Origin of the sequence: Pseudomonas syringae, assembly GCF_002157375.1 — a bacterium.
GTDB lineage: Bacteria > Pseudomonadota > Gammaproteobacteria > Pseudomonadales > Pseudomonadaceae > Aquipseudomonas > Aquipseudomonas syringae_T.
The window spans coordinates 69,680-84,268 of record NZ_MTSA01000019.1; the positions used below are offsets into that span (position 1 = coordinate 69,680).

The window sequence follows — 14,589 nt, forward strand, 5'->3', positions numbered from 1 at the left end:
CTCAATAGGCTACTTTTTCAGTCATCCTCAGATTCGGGATTGTCGCTATGGAGCTGGTCTGGGCAACATCATCGTTCAAGATTGCCGGTCATTCGTACGCAGGATTTCCAATCCTGCTTTGGGACAGCATGGCTAGCTGTGCGCCCGTCAATGAATTCCTTCGCGCTTCGTTGCTCAGGGGAGAGATTGGCTCAAGGAGGTCATGGGAAAGTACAGGCCGGGCTCTTTACGATTACTTCAGCTTTCTCCAGGCGCATAGTCTCCACTGGAAGGACGTTGATCGTGGCGAGAAAAAGGATCTTGTCACCGGTTATAGGGATTACTGCCGGGATACATGCAGCCTTGCCACCTCAACGATACGGCAACGCGTGAGATATGTTTGTGAGTTTTACGACTTCTCATTAAAAAACAAATGGACTGAGAAGTTACCTTACAATGAAGTTTCGCGAGAGGTAAAATCCCGTTCTTTCAACTCTAGTCGTCATCCAATAGCGTCGAAAACAGTGCTCGTTAAAGACGTGCTGCCGGTGCTAACCAAGAGTCTGCCACGCTTCCTCAGAATGAGTGAAGTTAAAGAACTTCTGACACACGCCCAGAACCCCCACCATCGCATGATGATTCGGTTCGCTCTACATACAGGGATGCGCCAAGACGAGATCGCGTCGTTTCCCACTGCATACGTGTTTAACCCAGAAAAAGGGAAAAACACTTCACGCAACATTCAAATCCGCCTCGACCCTCGTGATGGAACAGGCATGCGTACCAAGAGAAGCAAGATGCGGGACATCTTCATCAGCAGACGATTCATGCTAGAACTCCATGCGTACCTGACGAAGATGCGTGGAGAACGATCCACACTGGCGAATTCCAATGCTAAGGAGCTTTTTCTGAATCACAGAGGCGAGCCTTATGCAGATTTCGGTAAAAGCATATGCCGAACAATACGCAATATCGGCAAGAAAGTCAGCATAGTCGTAAGCACGCATATGCTACGCCATACCTATGCTACGCAAACGCTTTTATCGCTACAGAAAAACAGCGAAATCGAGCCTCTGGTTTTCTTGCAAAGACAGCTCGGTCACAGCTCGATTCAAACTACAATGGTTTACTTGCATCTAGTCAACGCCTTAGCCGATGAAGCAGTTCTTGCGTATGACGACGAGTTAGCAAATCTTAGTGAGGTTGCATGACAGGTAAGAAGAAGACCTTCATAACGACGGATCTTTCCATTCCGGCCGTCAACCATAACTTTAGCACTGAGAATCAAACGCTCAAATTAACCGATCGGTTTCCGCCAGAAGTGACTCGAGTTGATATTGGTAAAAATGCCACGCGCATGAGGTGGATTGATTTTGAAAGATGGTATCGAGCTGACATTGATGAAATTGCGTACGCGTGTCAACGACAGATTGAACGATTTGTTGCAAGGCAAGATCGCGACATTGAGCCATCCACCGTTGCAAGCCTCTGCAAAGGTGGTTTAAGACACTTTCTAGACTACGTCATGCTGCGTGCTAAGGCTTACGAGCGTGAGTTGCGTCTGGCAGATGTTGATCGAAGTCTAATTGATGGATTTCTTGGTTATCTGAACGATCTGGCAATAAGCAGACAGTCCCAGCGATCCAACTTCACAGCTGCCAAGTCAATTTTAATGGCTTTATGTGCTCGTGGTCTGATTGCATATGTTGATTCTGGAGACCATGCCACGTTCCCAAAAAACCCTTTTCCAAACACTCCAAAAACAGATGGGCCGTCGCCTATTCCCAAGCGTCAACGTCAAGAAGTAGCGGCTGCGTTGAAATTAGCAACCGCGCCTATTTGGAAGGATGATGTAGTTATCACGAGCTCTTTACTCTCGTATGCGTTGTTAACGATTGCTCTGCACACCGGCCGTAACACAACTCCACTGCTGGAAATGGATAGAAACTGCCTGCGGGCACATCCTAAAGACAATCTTACTTTTCTAGTGCTCTGGAAGCGCAGAGGCCACACGTCATACAAATCTACACTTCGTTCCCCACCTCCACAAGATCGAGCGCTTGAGTCCATTCCGACCGTTAGAACAAACATCGAACAACTCATACGCAGAGTTCTGCACCTGACCAGTGGCCTGCTCAGCGACGCACCGGAGGACATCGCCAATCGCGCCTGGATTTATCGTGGACAGGCTGCGTCCGCACGGGGAAAGGTAGTCGAGCTAAACGATGCCATGCTGAAATTCGCGATTCAGAAACTAGTTAAGGAGTATGACCTTAAGGACACAGATGGAAAGCCATTGCAGCTGAATGTTTCTAGACTGCGCAAAACATTTGCAAACCGTATTTATGAATTGCTTGGCGGAAATATTCAGCTTACCGCAATTGCACTAGGCAATACACCCGCTGTGACAGAGCAAGACTATCTAAGGCCAACCACCGAATCCAAGCGAAACTGGAAGTTTATGGGCGAGTTTTTAGTTCGGGAACTCATGACCAAAACTATTGGTGCAACGTTTCACCCCACCCCCGTTGGAAAATGCAGAGATCCTGAAGAAGGCCAGTTCGCACCAAAATCTAGCGGAGGGGTATGTTTTTCCTTCCTCAACTGCGTGCGCTGCAAGCATTACGCGGTGACAGCTGACGATCTTTACAAGCTGTTCAGCTTTTACTATCGAATTTATTCTGAACGATCGAGCATAGGCAAGATACGTTGGGAGAAAGAACTAAGCCATATCCCTCGCCTTATCGACAACTACATCATCGAAGAAGGTTTGCGCAGGAAAATATTTAAACCTGAAGAGGTCGAGATAGCGCGAACTCGCGCCAGAAATACTCCGCACCCGTTTTGGACCTGCGATGCATTGAACTCATTAGAGGCATTTCTTTGAACGCAAGTATTGATGACCCAAATCTAGATGACCACTGGGAGCAATCTTTCCCTGTCAATATCGAGCAAATCCCTGCCAATGAGCGTGATCTAACTATCATAAGCGCTATCAAGGTCGAAGGTTTATGGGTAGTCACTAGCCGATTGGGTGACTCAACGTGGAGATTAAACGGATTTCCATCGAACGTTCCCTACCACGCTAGGGAAGTCGATTTCAACAGACTTCCTATTGAGTTCCAACCTGTTATTAAGTTAATTCTGTTTAGGTATATGAGAAGAGGTTTGCCTGGACAAAAGCGGCCAAGTGCAAGTACCGTGCGAAACCTTTTTGAGAACTTTCTACCATTCGTCCATTATTTGAAATCCATTCAAATTACCAGCATGGCTTCTGTGGTTACGTTGGCATGTACTTCCTACATCCAAACCTGTTACTCAATAATCCAAACCAATCGCTACAAAGGTAAACCGCTGTCTGCGAGCTCATTAACGCGACGCTTTGCTGCAGTTGAAGCAATATATGAACTGAGTCAGTACACTGCTGACCCAATGCCTCGGCATCCCTGGCCAAATGGAGCCGCTGCATCAATCGCTCGGGCATCCAGCGCTTTGGCTAATAGCACCTCGGGCAAGACACCAATTATACCTGATGATGTTTTCTGCGCATTATTCAGTGCCGCGCACCAAAACATTACAAAAGGCAGCTGGCTCTTAGATCTTCGAGATGAGTTGGATAGTGTCGCGCTCTCCCTGCAGCATCAAGTGTTCAGGATGACCCAATCTGCCCAGAATCGTCGGCTGACTGAACGCGGCTGGATTGGAGGATTGGTGGCGTTCAACTTGGCCCTGCTTGACCTCAGGACATCATGTTACATCGTGCTGGCAAGCGTTTCTGGCTGTAGAAACCATGAGCTAGCAAATCTTAAAACTGGTAGCCGGCATTCTACAGAAGGCGATGACGGCACGGTTTATCATTGGCTCAGGACCGAAACACAGAAAACGAAAAGTGGTATCCACGATTGGATGGTTCCGGAAATTGCGATAACAACGCATGAACTGCTGGAGCGGTGGGCTGTACCATACCAGCAGCGCATTGAAGCGGAAATAAACCTGCGAACAATTCAAAACCCCGCCGATCCGCTAACTGCGGAAGCCATGTTACACCGAGATTCACTATTTTTAGCGACCATGAGTGATAACATTCGCGTTATCCGAACGCTGACCGGTTCAACATGGAATGAGAACCTAAAAAGGTTCTCCAGGCGCGCTGGACTGTCGTGGGATCTCGCGACGCACCAATTTCGACGAAAGTTTGCAAATTATGCAGCGCACAGTAGGTTTGGTGATCTCAGATATCTTCGTCAGCATTTCACCCATTGGTCTATGAATATGACACTAGGTTATGCCATGGATCAAGACTGGGGTCAGCATTTCGACTTGGATTTGTTTGATGAGATTGAGTCTGAGCTCGGGGATATCAAAACCGATACAGTCAGCCAGTGGCTAGAGTCAGACTCGCTGAGTGGCGGATACGGAAAATCGTTAGGTCGCTGGAAACGAGATCCTAATAATTTAACTTTATTCAAGGATCATTCTTCGATGGTTAAAGCGATAGCCGAAAGTACTGCTATTCGAAGCAACGGGCACGCCTGGTGTACCGCTGATGATGACCGTTGTGTTGGCAACTCGACTGAACGTACCCGCTGCGGTGGCTGCACAAGTAGTGTTGTAGGCGCACAGCACGCAAGTGTATATAGCTCTGCTGCGGACCAGTTGATAGACCTTCTACAGTACGATGACATTGGTGAAGGCGGACGCCGCCGGGTTCTCCGCGATCTAGAGCGTTGCAAGACAGTGTTACTAGAGCTCGGCTATATTCAGGAGTGAAAGGTCATGACTACTACACGCAAGCCTGCTGACAGCCGTAAAAAAGATTTAGAACTCGCTCTTCTGCGCATTCAACGCGGTCGCTCACGTTCAGGGGAAACACGAATAACGATCGCAGCTGTGGCACGAGAAGCCGGTGTTTCCACCGCTCTGATTCACAATCACTATCCTGGTATCGCTGAAGCCATTCGTGATGCTCAAGGACGTAGCAGCCGAGTTCAGCGTGAAGTTAAGCATCAGGATCTGATCGCTGAGCGCGAAAAAAATACTCTGTTGCGTGATGAGAGGCAGAAATTATTGGTCAAAATCGCTGATCTAGCTTCTTTAAACGAGATGCTAGCTGCAGAAAATCGTGAGCTACGAGCTAACCAATCTGTATCAAATCTTACCATTTTGCATCCCAAAGATAGCTGAAATTTCGTGAGTTATACGTAGCGACTGCTTCGCAAATCGGGCTAAGGTCAGTCACTGTTCTAATCAGTCAATGGCATTCGGGCTGAGCAAGCTTCTGCACCGAATGTAACCAGTATCATTCGTGTCCTTCATCGGTAGAGGTCGACCTGAAATTGACAACGCGTCATCTGCAACCGGCAACTATCAGTCATTCCGCGTGTCAAAAAAAGGGCATTTAGATGGCAAAGACGGGTGTAAGCCTGCGCTTCTAGTTCGTTTCGGCTGTACAGGATTGGATTGATAACGTACGTAATAAACTAGAATCGTGATGAAAAACACGGTATTTTGAACTGAGTTGAATCTAGAGCCCCCAACTTACTTTATAAGTCGCGACAGTTTTGCATCTCAGAAATTACTAAAATTTACCGGACAAAGGAGCAGACAAATGTTAGCGCAAAATTTATTGGAACTACTAGAGCCACTAGCCGCAATCGAACATGATCGCTGGGCACATTGGCAGAAATATCTTCACTCTCAGTGCTCAAAGAATGATGACGGTTCCCTGACGATTCCTCGCGAACTAGTCTATAGATGGGAGCGGCAAATGGAAACGCCATACCTAGAACTTTCAGAAAAAGAAAAAGATAGCGATAAAGAGCAAGTGATGCGCTATTTAAATTTCATCATAAAGCAAACCAAACTAGACAGCTAGCTTTAAAGCACAACAATTGACTCTCTTACCAATGAGAGGTTTTTTGAAGGCAGGAGGGAGACTACTGCAAGGTCTCCTTCCTGAGTGTCGTATGTTTTACTGCCTCCCATATCCAGCAGGAGACAAACTAAAATTATATTCTTTTCATCTCTGCTAGTTTTCTATAATGCGCCCCAAGGCCTGTCAACTTGCATCCCGTCGAGTTGATGGCAGCGTAAAACATATGGTCAGCATCTACAGGCACTACTAGTCCGTAACGATTACATTTTTGGAGCTCTTTAAAGATATTTACATGTTCATCATTAACCGGTAAATGCCTAAACTCCTCTGGCACGTTTATTCTGTCGGGCTCAAAAGACGGATCAAGTGCAAATATATCAGTCTTGTTTGGAAAGTATGTAACCAGCCTTCGCAAAACATCTTTTGGGACTTTCGGCTCAACTTTTCGCAATGTTACAAAGTGTTGAACATTTGCTTTATACATTGGCCGCTGCTCCCATGGCCCAAGGGTTTGATCCACATGGGAATAAATTGCGGCTGGCGTGATGTTGCCTAGAATATCCGAACAGCCGCCCCTAAGACCATCAAGCAAAATATCCGTGAAAATCCCCCGACCATCTTCCTCCATTGCGCCACCTTCGCGATGGCTCGCAGTCAATATAGTGACCCCAGTACCGATAGCTGAGGCATTACCATCAACTCCTGCCACTTCTCCAGCGTAACCCGAATGGCAACAATCAAGGATGATCACGCAAGACTTTATCTTCGGATGAGCTTTATTTGCCAGTCCAAGAATTTCAGAAAGTGAAGTACCCCAGGCGCCTCGACGCCCATCACAACTTACAATATATCCCGCATTTGTCTCAGGAACGATGATTCCATGCCCAGCGAAATATAGAAGCGCTGTATCAGCTTCTCCGCTGAATAGCTCAGAGATCGCGTTAATCAGCGATTCACTCGTTACATCCTGCTCATTGCTAACCAATTTAATAACAGAAAAGTTAGGATCGCCATTTCCATCATTCTCCAGAAGTTCAGCAATAGCAACTGCGTCATTGACACAACCCATCAGCGGGGCAGTAGGATAATTATCTATGCCAATTACCAAAGCCTTTTTCATTATCGTCCCCCGCCGATCAAAACCTTCAGGTTATCCCAAGTCCAGTTATAAATTTTGTCGCTTAGTAATGCCGCCTTGGGTTTTACACATACAGCTTCGGAGTAGCCTTTTAGGAAAAAATACGGAACCCCCTCTTCCTGAGCAATTTTTACTTCAGCACTTACTCCGACGGCCGTATCGGTTTTCACACCACATAATACGCAAACGACATCAACTGCTTTAATTCTCGCTCGAGCCTTTGCCTTCCAGTTGTCATCAATGTGTTCTTTGATCGACCAGTCCGCTAGATCAAAAGGGCTGTCATCAAGCTTCGCTTGGCCGACGAGAAAAGTTTTCAAGACTACATCGTTGTCGTAATCGAAAGAAATGAATACGCGCGTTTTCATTGAATAACTCCATGTTTTTACTGCGTTTGAGAATTGCGAAATCCCGCTCCATTTCAGAGAAGAGTCAACCCTGGGGGTGCTTTTAGCAGCTCAGGGTTGACTTCTCTATCGACTTAACCTTTCTTGGGCTGTGGGGCTGGCGGTAGCTCGCGATTTGGCAAAGGGACATCACCTCGAACATTGCGCATCGGTGGAGGTGGCGGAGGTGGAGGCTTTTGGTCGGACATCATATATCTCCTTGTTGTGATTTGCTGAATATGCTGGAACAAATGCGATAACTGAGGCGACAACAGCGTAAATTACATATTTTGAAAACTGGTCTAACTGGGCACTACGGCTGTCATTATTCGTCGCATTTCTCGTTGCACCCATAATATAATAGTCCATCATGGTCTGCATAAACTGCCCGTTGGCTAGCTCGACATTTCCGCCATAATACTCGAGCAACGACTTCCGGTGACTTTCAAGCTTTTCAGCAGTCGGGATAACCAAATCGTCCTTGCGGACTCGCCAGGCTTTTGAAAAGTGGGCCATCCCCACTAAGAGATAAACTCCAGCCATAAGATAAGCAGTCCAAAAGACAACCCCTTCGGAAGTCTCTACGCTTGGTGCTTTCGACAACAGGTAAGAAAGAAAACTAAGCAGTGCCACAATCATTGCCAACGGTAGATTGAGACGAGACATCAGTTTTTCTTTTCGCTCGGATTCTGCGAGGTAAATTTTTTCGTAAAGCTTGTACTCTTCGTCATCTGACTTCATGTGCGTACAGTTACCATCCGAGGTTTGAGCTGTATCATAGAGTCAAAAGGCCATGCTGCGCTAGGGAAATGCCATACAGTGGGATTCGATTCGTGCGTCTAAGCGCTTAGACGTTTTTTGGCAGATCCCCGCGCCCACGCTAAACGGCTGCATTGGGTCGAATGGGGCGTGTCACGACCGGCGACACTATCTCTTCCTGTAGTTTTTTCCTAATAGCTACTGAATACCATGCCAAAACCTCAAGAGCGTCCATTTATCGCTCTCCAACGGTCTCGAAGGCGTCAGATGCCACTGCAATCCAGCCACTGCGCTGAATCCAAATCCAATAGTTCAGCTGAAATGCATCCGACAAACGGTTACAAAATCTAAATGACTGTTTCGTATGATATTAATTGCTAGTAACAGTTAGTAAGGTTCCGGAAGCATTGCAATCGATAAGCGCGAAAATAGGCTCACGCTTTTCCATGACGGCGCATGCTGTAGTTCACTACGCCCCAGATGACGAGGTTGTCACCCTCAAGGATGTGCTTGGACGGGTAGGCACCATTTTCGGATTGAAGTTTGACAACCCCATCCATCATGAAGAGCCGCTTGCAAATAGGGTCCGAATTATTGAGGGCTGCAACGACAATCTCACCATGCTCGGCAGTGCGGCTGCGGTCTACGACGATCAGATCCTTATCAAAAATACCTGCCCCAATCATGCTGTCTCCGAGAATTTTCGCTAGGTACACATGCGGTGCCCGTACCTCGGCCAGCTCGTCCAGGGACACGTGCTTCTCGATGTAATCGACAGCGGGAGAAGCAAACCCAGCTGGCACCTGAAATGAGTAGAGCGGTAGCTTGATACCCCCTTCAGACAACGGACCAAGAATGACTACGCTCATGATGAAGTCCTTTCTACAAAGTTAGCTGTATATATATACAGTTAACTCTTTGGCCAGCGCGCGGTCAATCGTACTGAAAGGCGTTTTCGACGAGTGACATTAGGGGTGACATCATGTGCGGACGCTACTCGATCTACGAATCCATGGACCACTACCTCAAGGAGCTTGCCCCAGAGCAGATCGTGATCAATGGGTACGACCTCCTGCCCATAGAGCGCTACAACGTGGCTCCTAGCACTCGGGTTGAGATCATCCGTCCCACCGAGGAGGGTCTGAGTGTCGACAAGGTTCGGTGGGGGTGGGAGCCCTTCTGGACGAAAGGCAAACGACCAGCCCCAATCAACGCTCGAGTCGAAACCGTAATGACGGGAAAGTTCTTCAAAGAGCTCTGGCCTACCGGACGGGCAGTTGCCCCAGCGAACGGTTGGTTTGAATGGGTGAAGGACCCGGATGACCCCAAGAAAAAGCAGCCCTACTTCATCCGTCTCAAGAGTAAAAAGCCTATGTTCTTCGCGGCATTGGCTCAGGTCCACAGAGGGCTTGAGCCCCATGATGGCGACGGGTTTGTCATCATCACGTCGGCAAGCGACTCGGGAATGGTCGACATTCATGATCGCCGCCCGGTGGTACTGACGGCAGAAGATGCGCGGGCATGGCTTGATTCCGAAACTACACCGCAGAAAGCCGAAGCGTTGGCAAAAGAGCACTGCAGGATTGTTGACGATTTTGAATGGTTCCCGGTTGATCGCGCAGTGGGGAACGTGCGGAATCAAGGACCGGAGCTCATCCAGCCCGTTGAGCTTTGACTGCCCCACGCCTTTGACTTCGACCCGACCAACGGCTGTCCGTATTCGTCTGCCCCCGGTAGTCCGCACCGAAAGGGCGAAATGGACTGAAGCAAATGGCAAAGCGAAGGGTTTGAATGGAATGGGGGAATAAGGGTAAGTGCCTTACCCGAAAGGGCCGGCGAGTCCGCCGGAAATGGATGCCGAAAGGGTTCGAAAGGCGTCCTCAATAAAAATGAAATTTGCAAAAAATGTTACTTAACAGTCACTTGGAGGCTACATTTTTTTACGCGAGCGTGGCAACATCCGATTCTGTCACTGTTTGGATCCAAGCCAATCATGCAGCGTATTATGTGTATAACCTTTCCAGGATGGATATGGGTTTCGACTTGTCACGCTGAGCCATATAAAGCAAAAGGCCCACCAATGACTTCATCATGGGTGCCTACATGCTTAGTTTCTTCACGCGAAGAAAAGCGTCTCCGATCTCGTCCAATGCTGCTGCAGGCTTTTTCAAACCAGAATCTCCCGACGCGTTGCTGTCGACTTCTCGACGGCGTCAGTTGATTGAAAACATCTGGCAGCGGACCTCTCTACCCCGTGAGCAGTTCGAGACGCTTTATATGCAGGCATTCAAGAGCTACGCAGCCTTGGTGCAGCATCTCCCTGCCTCTGAGAATCATCACCATGCATATCATGGTGGCATGCTGGATCACGGTCTCGAAATCGTCGCCTACGCACTGAAGATACGGCAAATGTATCTGCTCCCCATCGGAGCGCCGCCCGAGTCGCAGGCGGCTCAGTCAGAAGCATGGTCTGCAGCATCGGCCTATGGTGCGCTCGTCCACGACTTGGGCAAGATTGCGGTAGACGTCAAGGTTGAACTCGCAGATGGCACTATCTGGCATCCATGGCACGGGCCTCTGGATCAGCCATACCGATTCAAGTACGTGAGAGGTCGAGACTATCGGTTGCATGGAGCCGCTTCGTCGCTGATCTACTCCAATGTGATTCCGGCAAAAGCACTGGACTGGCTCAGCGGGTTTCCCGAGCTCTGGTCTCAACTCGTGTTCGCGTTCGCAGGTCAGTATGAGCACGCCGATATCCTTGGAGAAATTGTCTCCCAAGCTGACCAGGCTTCGGTGGCACAGGAACTCGGTGGCAATCCTGGCAGGGCTATGTCAGCGCCCAAACAGTCTATCCAGCGGCAGCTGGCCGAAGGCTTAAGGATGCTCGTGGCGGATAAATTCAAGTTGAACCAGCCCGACGGTCCCTCGGACGGATGGCTGACTCAGGAAGGCTTGTGGCTTGTCAGCAAGCCAGCCGTAGATCAGCTCAGAGCTCTTCTGCTGTCTCAGGGTATCGAACACATCCCCTCGTCCAACGCCCCGATGTTTAACCTGCTCCAGGATCAGGCGATCATTCAGCCCAATGGAGAGGGAAAAGCCATTTGGAAGGCCAGCATCGACAATGGTAGCGGCTGGAAGAACACGTTCACGGTGCTGAAAATAGCGCCGGCGCTGATTTGGCCGAACACCACTGATAGGCCTGAGACGTATACCGGCACTCTGACAGTGGAATCTGCACCAACGGCAGATGAAAACGAGCCAGCTCCTGCTGTAGGCGAAGGATCTCAACCCGTGAACAGCAAAAATACGCCTGCAGTATCAGCGGCGCCCCCGGCACCTAAGCAAGCGCCTGCTGCAGCAAAAGATTTTGATGCACTGGACGAGCTGCTCGATCTGTTCCCCGACCCGGTAGCTACAGCACCGACTCAACCAACACCCGAGCCGGCAGGCGATGATGATCAGATTCCGTTTTTGCCCCCTCCTCAGGCAGCTACCCGTCTTAGCCAACCTCGGCAGCTCGTGGGTAATAAGGCAGAAAACCACACAGCCCTAGTCGAAGAGCCGGCAAAAGTCTCGCCGGAAGGTAGCTCAAGCCACGGCTTGAATTTCCTCACCTGGCTGAAGGGGGGCGTGATCTCCCACAGGATCATCATCAATGACGCAAAGGCACGTGTGCATACCGTGGATGGCACTGCGTTCCTGGTGAGCCCGGACATATTCAAACGTTACGCACTTGAGCACCCAGACATAGAGCGTGAGGCTAAAGAGCGGGATCTGGAAGCTTGGCAGGTCGTTCAGCGTTCTTTTGAGAAGCTGAAAAAACATCGCAAGACTGGCGCAGGCCTGAACATCTGGACATGCCTGGTCAAAGGACCACGAAAAAGCAAGCAACTGCGGGGCTATCTGCTCATAGAGCCTACCGACGTCTTCAGCGAGGTGCCTTATGACAACCCAGTCGTCAGCTTGGCAGAATTGGTAGACAAGGACACATCTGAATGAAACCGATGACGCTTCCGGAACTGACCCAGGAATACATACTCACTCATGACCTGAGGCCCGACACCGTCAAGATCTATTGGGCTGCCACAAAATCCTACGTCAGATTCTTCGGCGACTGCCTTGCCTGTGAGACGACCCACCGCGACATGCTTGACTGGCGCAGGTCTGAGCTCGAGCGGATCTCCAAGCGCAGCTGGAACACGTACTCCAGCCATTTGCGCACCATATACGGCTATGCAATCGAGCACGGTCTGCTGGATCTGGTTGTTAACCCACTTAAAAACACGCGTGTGATGCCGCCCAAGCGCCCAAAAAAGACAGTAGCGAACGACGCAAGCGTCCGCGCTCGTAACTGGCTGAGGATGCTGACCGCAGAGGAGCGTGCCACCGCAAAACGGACAGAAATCACACCTGCCTGGTTCTGGCTGAGCGTGTTCGAAACGTTCTACTACACGGGGATCAGGCTCAACGCGCTGCTATGCCTGAGATATGCGGATGTATACATGCGCGACCGGCTGATCAGAGTCAGAGGCGAAACGGAGAAGACTCATCGTGAGTTCCTGATTCCTATCCCGGACGGCCTGATGGCTCAGCTAGAAACGCTTATGCACGCAGCGAAGGCCTTGAGGTTCCAGCCTGGTGAACAGTTGTTCAACGTAAACAGATTTTCAGGCCACTACCGCCGCCATGAGATGAACTCCAACCAAGTCGAGGCGATGTATAAAAAACTCACTGCGATGACCGGTATACGGATGACGCCTCACCGATTCCGACACACGATCGCCAGTGAGCTAATGACGCTACCGGAGCGCAACATCTATCTGACCAAGAAATTGCTGAACCACTCGAATATAGCTACCACGATGGATTACATCGAACCCGACTACGACATGATGCGGGAGGTGATGAATGAACGAGGAAAGCGGCCGACCAAAATCAGCTACATGGCAAAACCGGATGCGACGCTGCGTGCTGATAGACACCGATCAATATCTGCTCCAGTTAAGGACTTGACTCCGTCAACTACGACTCGCGAAACAACTGCGAAAGCCGAAAGCTCAGCTGGCCGGGCCTTGGCCAGGCCCCTCGCGCTGCCTACACAGGTCTCGAGCATGAGCCCATCAACTGCTCCAGGTACCAGGACAGTGACCCGCGACGAGACGCCCTCACCCGCTAGTGACCGCGACACCGCAGTCAGCCAGCTACCGTTAGGCTGCTCCAGTCCGGAAGATCTGTTGAGAAGCTTGGGGGAACTCACCAGGTGGGTACAGAACAACATTGCCGGCGGAGGACCTGGTGCTGAACCAGTGATCGAGGAAAGACCTGTCCCAAGCCAGGATGCTCGGCATCTACGCCCGGAAATGCTGGAATTGGCCGGATGGATCGGCAGGTCAGGCTGATCACCTGCGTTGGGAATTTGTAAAAAGACTCAATCTGCCATTATCAGCAGATGCATCGCGATGCCGATTATTTAGTTATCAGGCCTAATGACTACTTCATGTGGGCCGATACACGCGCAGCACAGCATTTTTTGCCAAAAAAAACGCCCCGTACACAAGCTTTCGCTCGGTACGGGGCGCTCCAATTTGACATCACAGCTTGCTGGCGCTATGTTTCGCGACAGACGGCTGCTTGTTTGGGTATAAGACCCCTCATACGGTAAAGCCTGCCTCAACTGAGACATGAACACCCATCAAGGTCCTAAAGATACAGCCACAACAGTGTTTGGTCGGGGTAAGGGGATTCGAACTCCTGACATCCTGCTCCCAAAGCAGGCGCGCTACCGGACTGCGCTATACCCCGGTAAATCAAGGCACCTCAACCAGCTGCCTGCGACCTGATACAAGTGGCATCAGATCTTTAAGATTCGGCTCCAAGGTGAACCTTGAAGCCAAAAATGGTGGGTCGTGTGGGATTCGAACCTACGACCAATTGGTTAAAAGCCAACTGCTCTACCAACTGAGCTAACGACCCAAATATGGTCGGGGTAAGGGGATTCGAACTCCTGACATCCTGCTCCCAAAGCAGGCGCGCTACCGGACTGCGCTATACCCCGACTGAAACTGCACTGAACCTTGCGAAATCTGGCTCCACGACCTGGACTCGAACCAGGGACCCAGTGATTAACAGTCACTTGCTCTACCAACTGAGCTATCGCGGAACTATCGATTTCAGATCCAGCTTTACAACCTGTTGCCTTGAAACCAGCGTGCTGTTAACTCGTTGATTTCAATCTCATCGACCTTTGCGCTTCGTTTGTATCGTTGCGTTCACGTCTCTGAGGCGCGCTATTCTACAATTTTAAAAACACCTGTCAACCCTATAAATTGCTTTTTAAGACAATGATTTGCGATTTTTTTTCAGAGCCCCTGTCGAGGCCGATGTTACGGCTGGTCGCGCTGTCATCAAAGGGCTCTCCTCCCGAGAGCCCTTCTACAGAGCTGGCGACG

12 protein-coding genes and 4 tRNA genes are annotated in these 14,589 nt (G+C 49.8%); 8 read left to right on the forward strand and 8 right to left on the reverse strand.

Annotated features, from left to right (window positions below):
• Positions 1-47: 47 nt before the first annotated feature.
• The 5 genes from BW686_RS21815 to BW686_RS21835 all read left to right on the forward strand — a co-directional run bounded on the left by BW686_RS21815 (position 48) and on the right by BW686_RS21835 (position 5,854).
• Positions 48-1,190, forward strand: a complete 1,143-nt coding sequence (locus BW686_RS21815) for a tyrosine-type recombinase/integrase (protein ID WP_046463486.1) — start codon at positions 48-50, stop codon at positions 1,188-1,190.
• Positions 1,187-2,866: a hypothetical protein gene (locus BW686_RS21820; protein ID WP_011104630.1), complete on the forward strand. Its 1,680-nt coding sequence runs from the start codon at positions 1,187-1,189 to the stop codon at positions 2,864-2,866. Before BW686_RS21815 ends, BW686_RS21820 begins: the two co-directional genes overlap by 4 nt.
• Positions 2,863-4,749 (forward strand): integrase, encoded by a 1,887-nt coding sequence (locus BW686_RS21825; RefSeq protein ID WP_256899118.1) that lies wholly within the window; start codon positions 2,863-2,865, stop codon positions 4,747-4,749. The genes BW686_RS21820 and BW686_RS21825 overlap by 4 nt, the downstream gene beginning before the upstream one ends.
• Positions 4,750-4,755: 6 nt before the next feature.
• On the forward strand, positions 4,756-5,163 hold the full coding sequence (locus tag BW686_RS21830; protein WP_080946545.1) for a TetR family transcriptional regulator: 408 nt from the start codon (positions 4,756-4,758) through the stop codon (positions 5,161-5,163).
• Between the two features lie 424 nt (positions 5,164-5,587).
• Positions 5,588-5,854, forward strand: a complete 267-nt coding sequence (locus BW686_RS21835) for a hypothetical protein (protein ID WP_046463358.1) — start codon at positions 5,588-5,590, stop codon at positions 5,852-5,854.
• 133 nt (positions 5,855-5,987) lie between these two features.
• Here BW686_RS21835 and BW686_RS21840 read toward each other — a convergent pair whose 3' ends face one another.
• The 4 genes from BW686_RS21840 to BW686_RS21855 all read right to left on the reverse strand — a co-directional run bounded on the left by BW686_RS21840 (position 5,988) and on the right by BW686_RS21855 (position 9,006).
• The gene (locus BW686_RS21840) at positions 5,988-6,974 is read right to left on the reverse strand and encodes a caspase family protein (protein ID WP_011104632.1); all 987 of its coding nucleotides are present in this window, start codon (positions 6,972-6,974) and stop codon (positions 5,988-5,990) included.
• Positions 6,974-7,360 carry a TIR domain-containing protein gene (locus BW686_RS21845; RefSeq protein WP_046463357.1) on the reverse strand — a complete coding sequence of 129 codons (387 nt, stop codon included), beginning with the start codon at positions 7,358-7,360 and terminating at the stop codon, positions 6,974-6,976. Before BW686_RS21845 ends, BW686_RS21840 begins: the two co-directional genes overlap by 1 nt.
• Before the next feature lie 168 nt (positions 7,361-7,528).
• Positions 7,529-8,119: a hypothetical protein gene (locus BW686_RS26630; RefSeq protein ID WP_046463356.1), complete on the reverse strand. Its 591-nt coding sequence runs from the start codon at positions 8,117-8,119 to the stop codon at positions 7,529-7,531.
• 452 nt (positions 8,120-8,571) lie between these two features.
• Positions 8,572-9,006, reverse strand: a complete 435-nt coding sequence (locus BW686_RS21855; protein ID WP_084919548.1) for a LexA family protein — start codon at positions 9,004-9,006, stop codon at positions 8,572-8,574.
• A gap of 113 nt (positions 9,007-9,119) precedes the next feature.
• Between BW686_RS21855 and BW686_RS21860 the strand changes: the two genes are divergently transcribed.
• The 3 genes from BW686_RS21860 (at position 9,120) to BW686_RS21870 (ending at position 13,539) form a co-directional block, all read left to right on the forward strand.
• Complete coding sequence (locus BW686_RS21860; RefSeq protein ID WP_084919549.1) at positions 9,120-9,812, forward strand: SOS response-associated peptidase family protein; 693 nt, start codon at positions 9,120-9,122, stop codon at positions 9,810-9,812.
• A gap of 416 nt (positions 9,813-10,228) precedes the next feature.
• Positions 10,229-12,139, forward strand: a complete 1,911-nt coding sequence (mobH, locus tag BW686_RS21865; protein WP_179149350.1) for a MobH family relaxase — start codon at positions 10,229-10,231, stop codon at positions 12,137-12,139.
• Positions 12,136-13,539 carry a site-specific integrase gene (locus BW686_RS21870; RefSeq protein ID WP_084919550.1) on the forward strand — a complete coding sequence of 468 codons (1,404 nt, stop codon included), beginning with the start codon at positions 12,136-12,138 and terminating at the stop codon, positions 13,537-13,539. The genes mobH and BW686_RS21870 overlap by 4 nt, the downstream gene beginning before the upstream one ends.
• A 326-nt stretch (positions 13,540-13,865) precedes the next feature.
• Here BW686_RS21870 and BW686_RS21880 read toward each other — a convergent pair.
• The 4 genes from BW686_RS21880 to BW686_RS21895 form a co-directional block, all read right to left on the reverse strand.
• Positions 13,866-13,942: transfer RNA gene (locus tag BW686_RS21880), tRNA-Pro, on the reverse strand.
• Between the two features lie 95 nt (positions 13,943-14,037).
• A tRNA-Lys gene (locus BW686_RS21885) sits at positions 14,038-14,113 on the reverse strand.
• Positions 14,114-14,118: 5 nt separating this feature from the next.
• Positions 14,119-14,195, reverse strand: a tRNA-Pro gene (locus BW686_RS21890).
• Between the two features lie 29 nt (positions 14,196-14,224).
• A tRNA-Asn gene (locus BW686_RS21895) sits at positions 14,225-14,300 on the reverse strand.
• Positions 14,301-14,589 lie beyond the last annotated feature (289 nt).

What these genes read in the sequence shown, in the direction of transcription:
- BW686_RS21815 (WP_046463486.1), top strand. Translation starts at nt 48, where the DNA reads ATGGAGCTGGTCTGGGCAACATCATCGTTCAAGATTGCCGGTCATTCG.
- BW686_RS21820 (WP_011104630.1), top strand. Translation starts at nt 1,187, where the DNA reads ATGACAGGTAAGAAGAAGACCTTCATAACGACGGATCTTTCCATTCCG.
- BW686_RS21830 (WP_080946545.1), top strand. Translation starts at nt 4,756, where the DNA reads ATGACTACTACACGCAAGCCTGCTGACAGCCGTAAAAAAGATTTAGAA.
- BW686_RS21835 (WP_046463358.1), top strand. Translation starts at nt 5,588, where the DNA reads ATGTTAGCGCAAAATTTATTGGAACTACTAGAGCCACTAGCCGCAATC.
- BW686_RS21840 (WP_011104632.1), bottom strand. Translation starts at nt 6,974, where the DNA reads ATGAAAAAGGCTTTGGTAATTGGCATAGATAATTATCCTACTGCCCCG.
- BW686_RS21845 (WP_046463357.1), bottom strand. Translation starts at nt 7,360, where the DNA reads ATGAAAACGCGCGTATTCATTTCTTTCGATTACGACAACGATGTAGTC.
- BW686_RS26630 (WP_046463356.1), bottom strand. Translation starts at nt 8,119, where the DNA reads ATGAAGTCAGATGACGAAGAGTACAAGCTTTACGAAAAAATTTACCTC.
- BW686_RS21855 (WP_084919548.1), bottom strand. Translation starts at nt 9,006, where the DNA reads ATGAGCGTAGTCATTCTTGGTCCGTTGTCTGAAGGGGGTATCAAGCTA.
- BW686_RS21860 (WP_084919549.1), top strand. Translation starts at nt 9,120, where the DNA reads ATGTGCGGACGCTACTCGATCTACGAATCCATGGACCACTACCTCAAG.
- mobH (WP_179149350.1), top strand. Translation starts at nt 10,229, where the DNA reads ATGGGTGCCTACATGCTTAGTTTCTTCACGCGAAGAAAAGCGTCTCCG.
- BW686_RS21870 (WP_084919550.1), top strand. Translation starts at nt 12,136, where the DNA reads ATGAAACCGATGACGCTTCCGGAACTGACCCAGGAATACATACTCACT.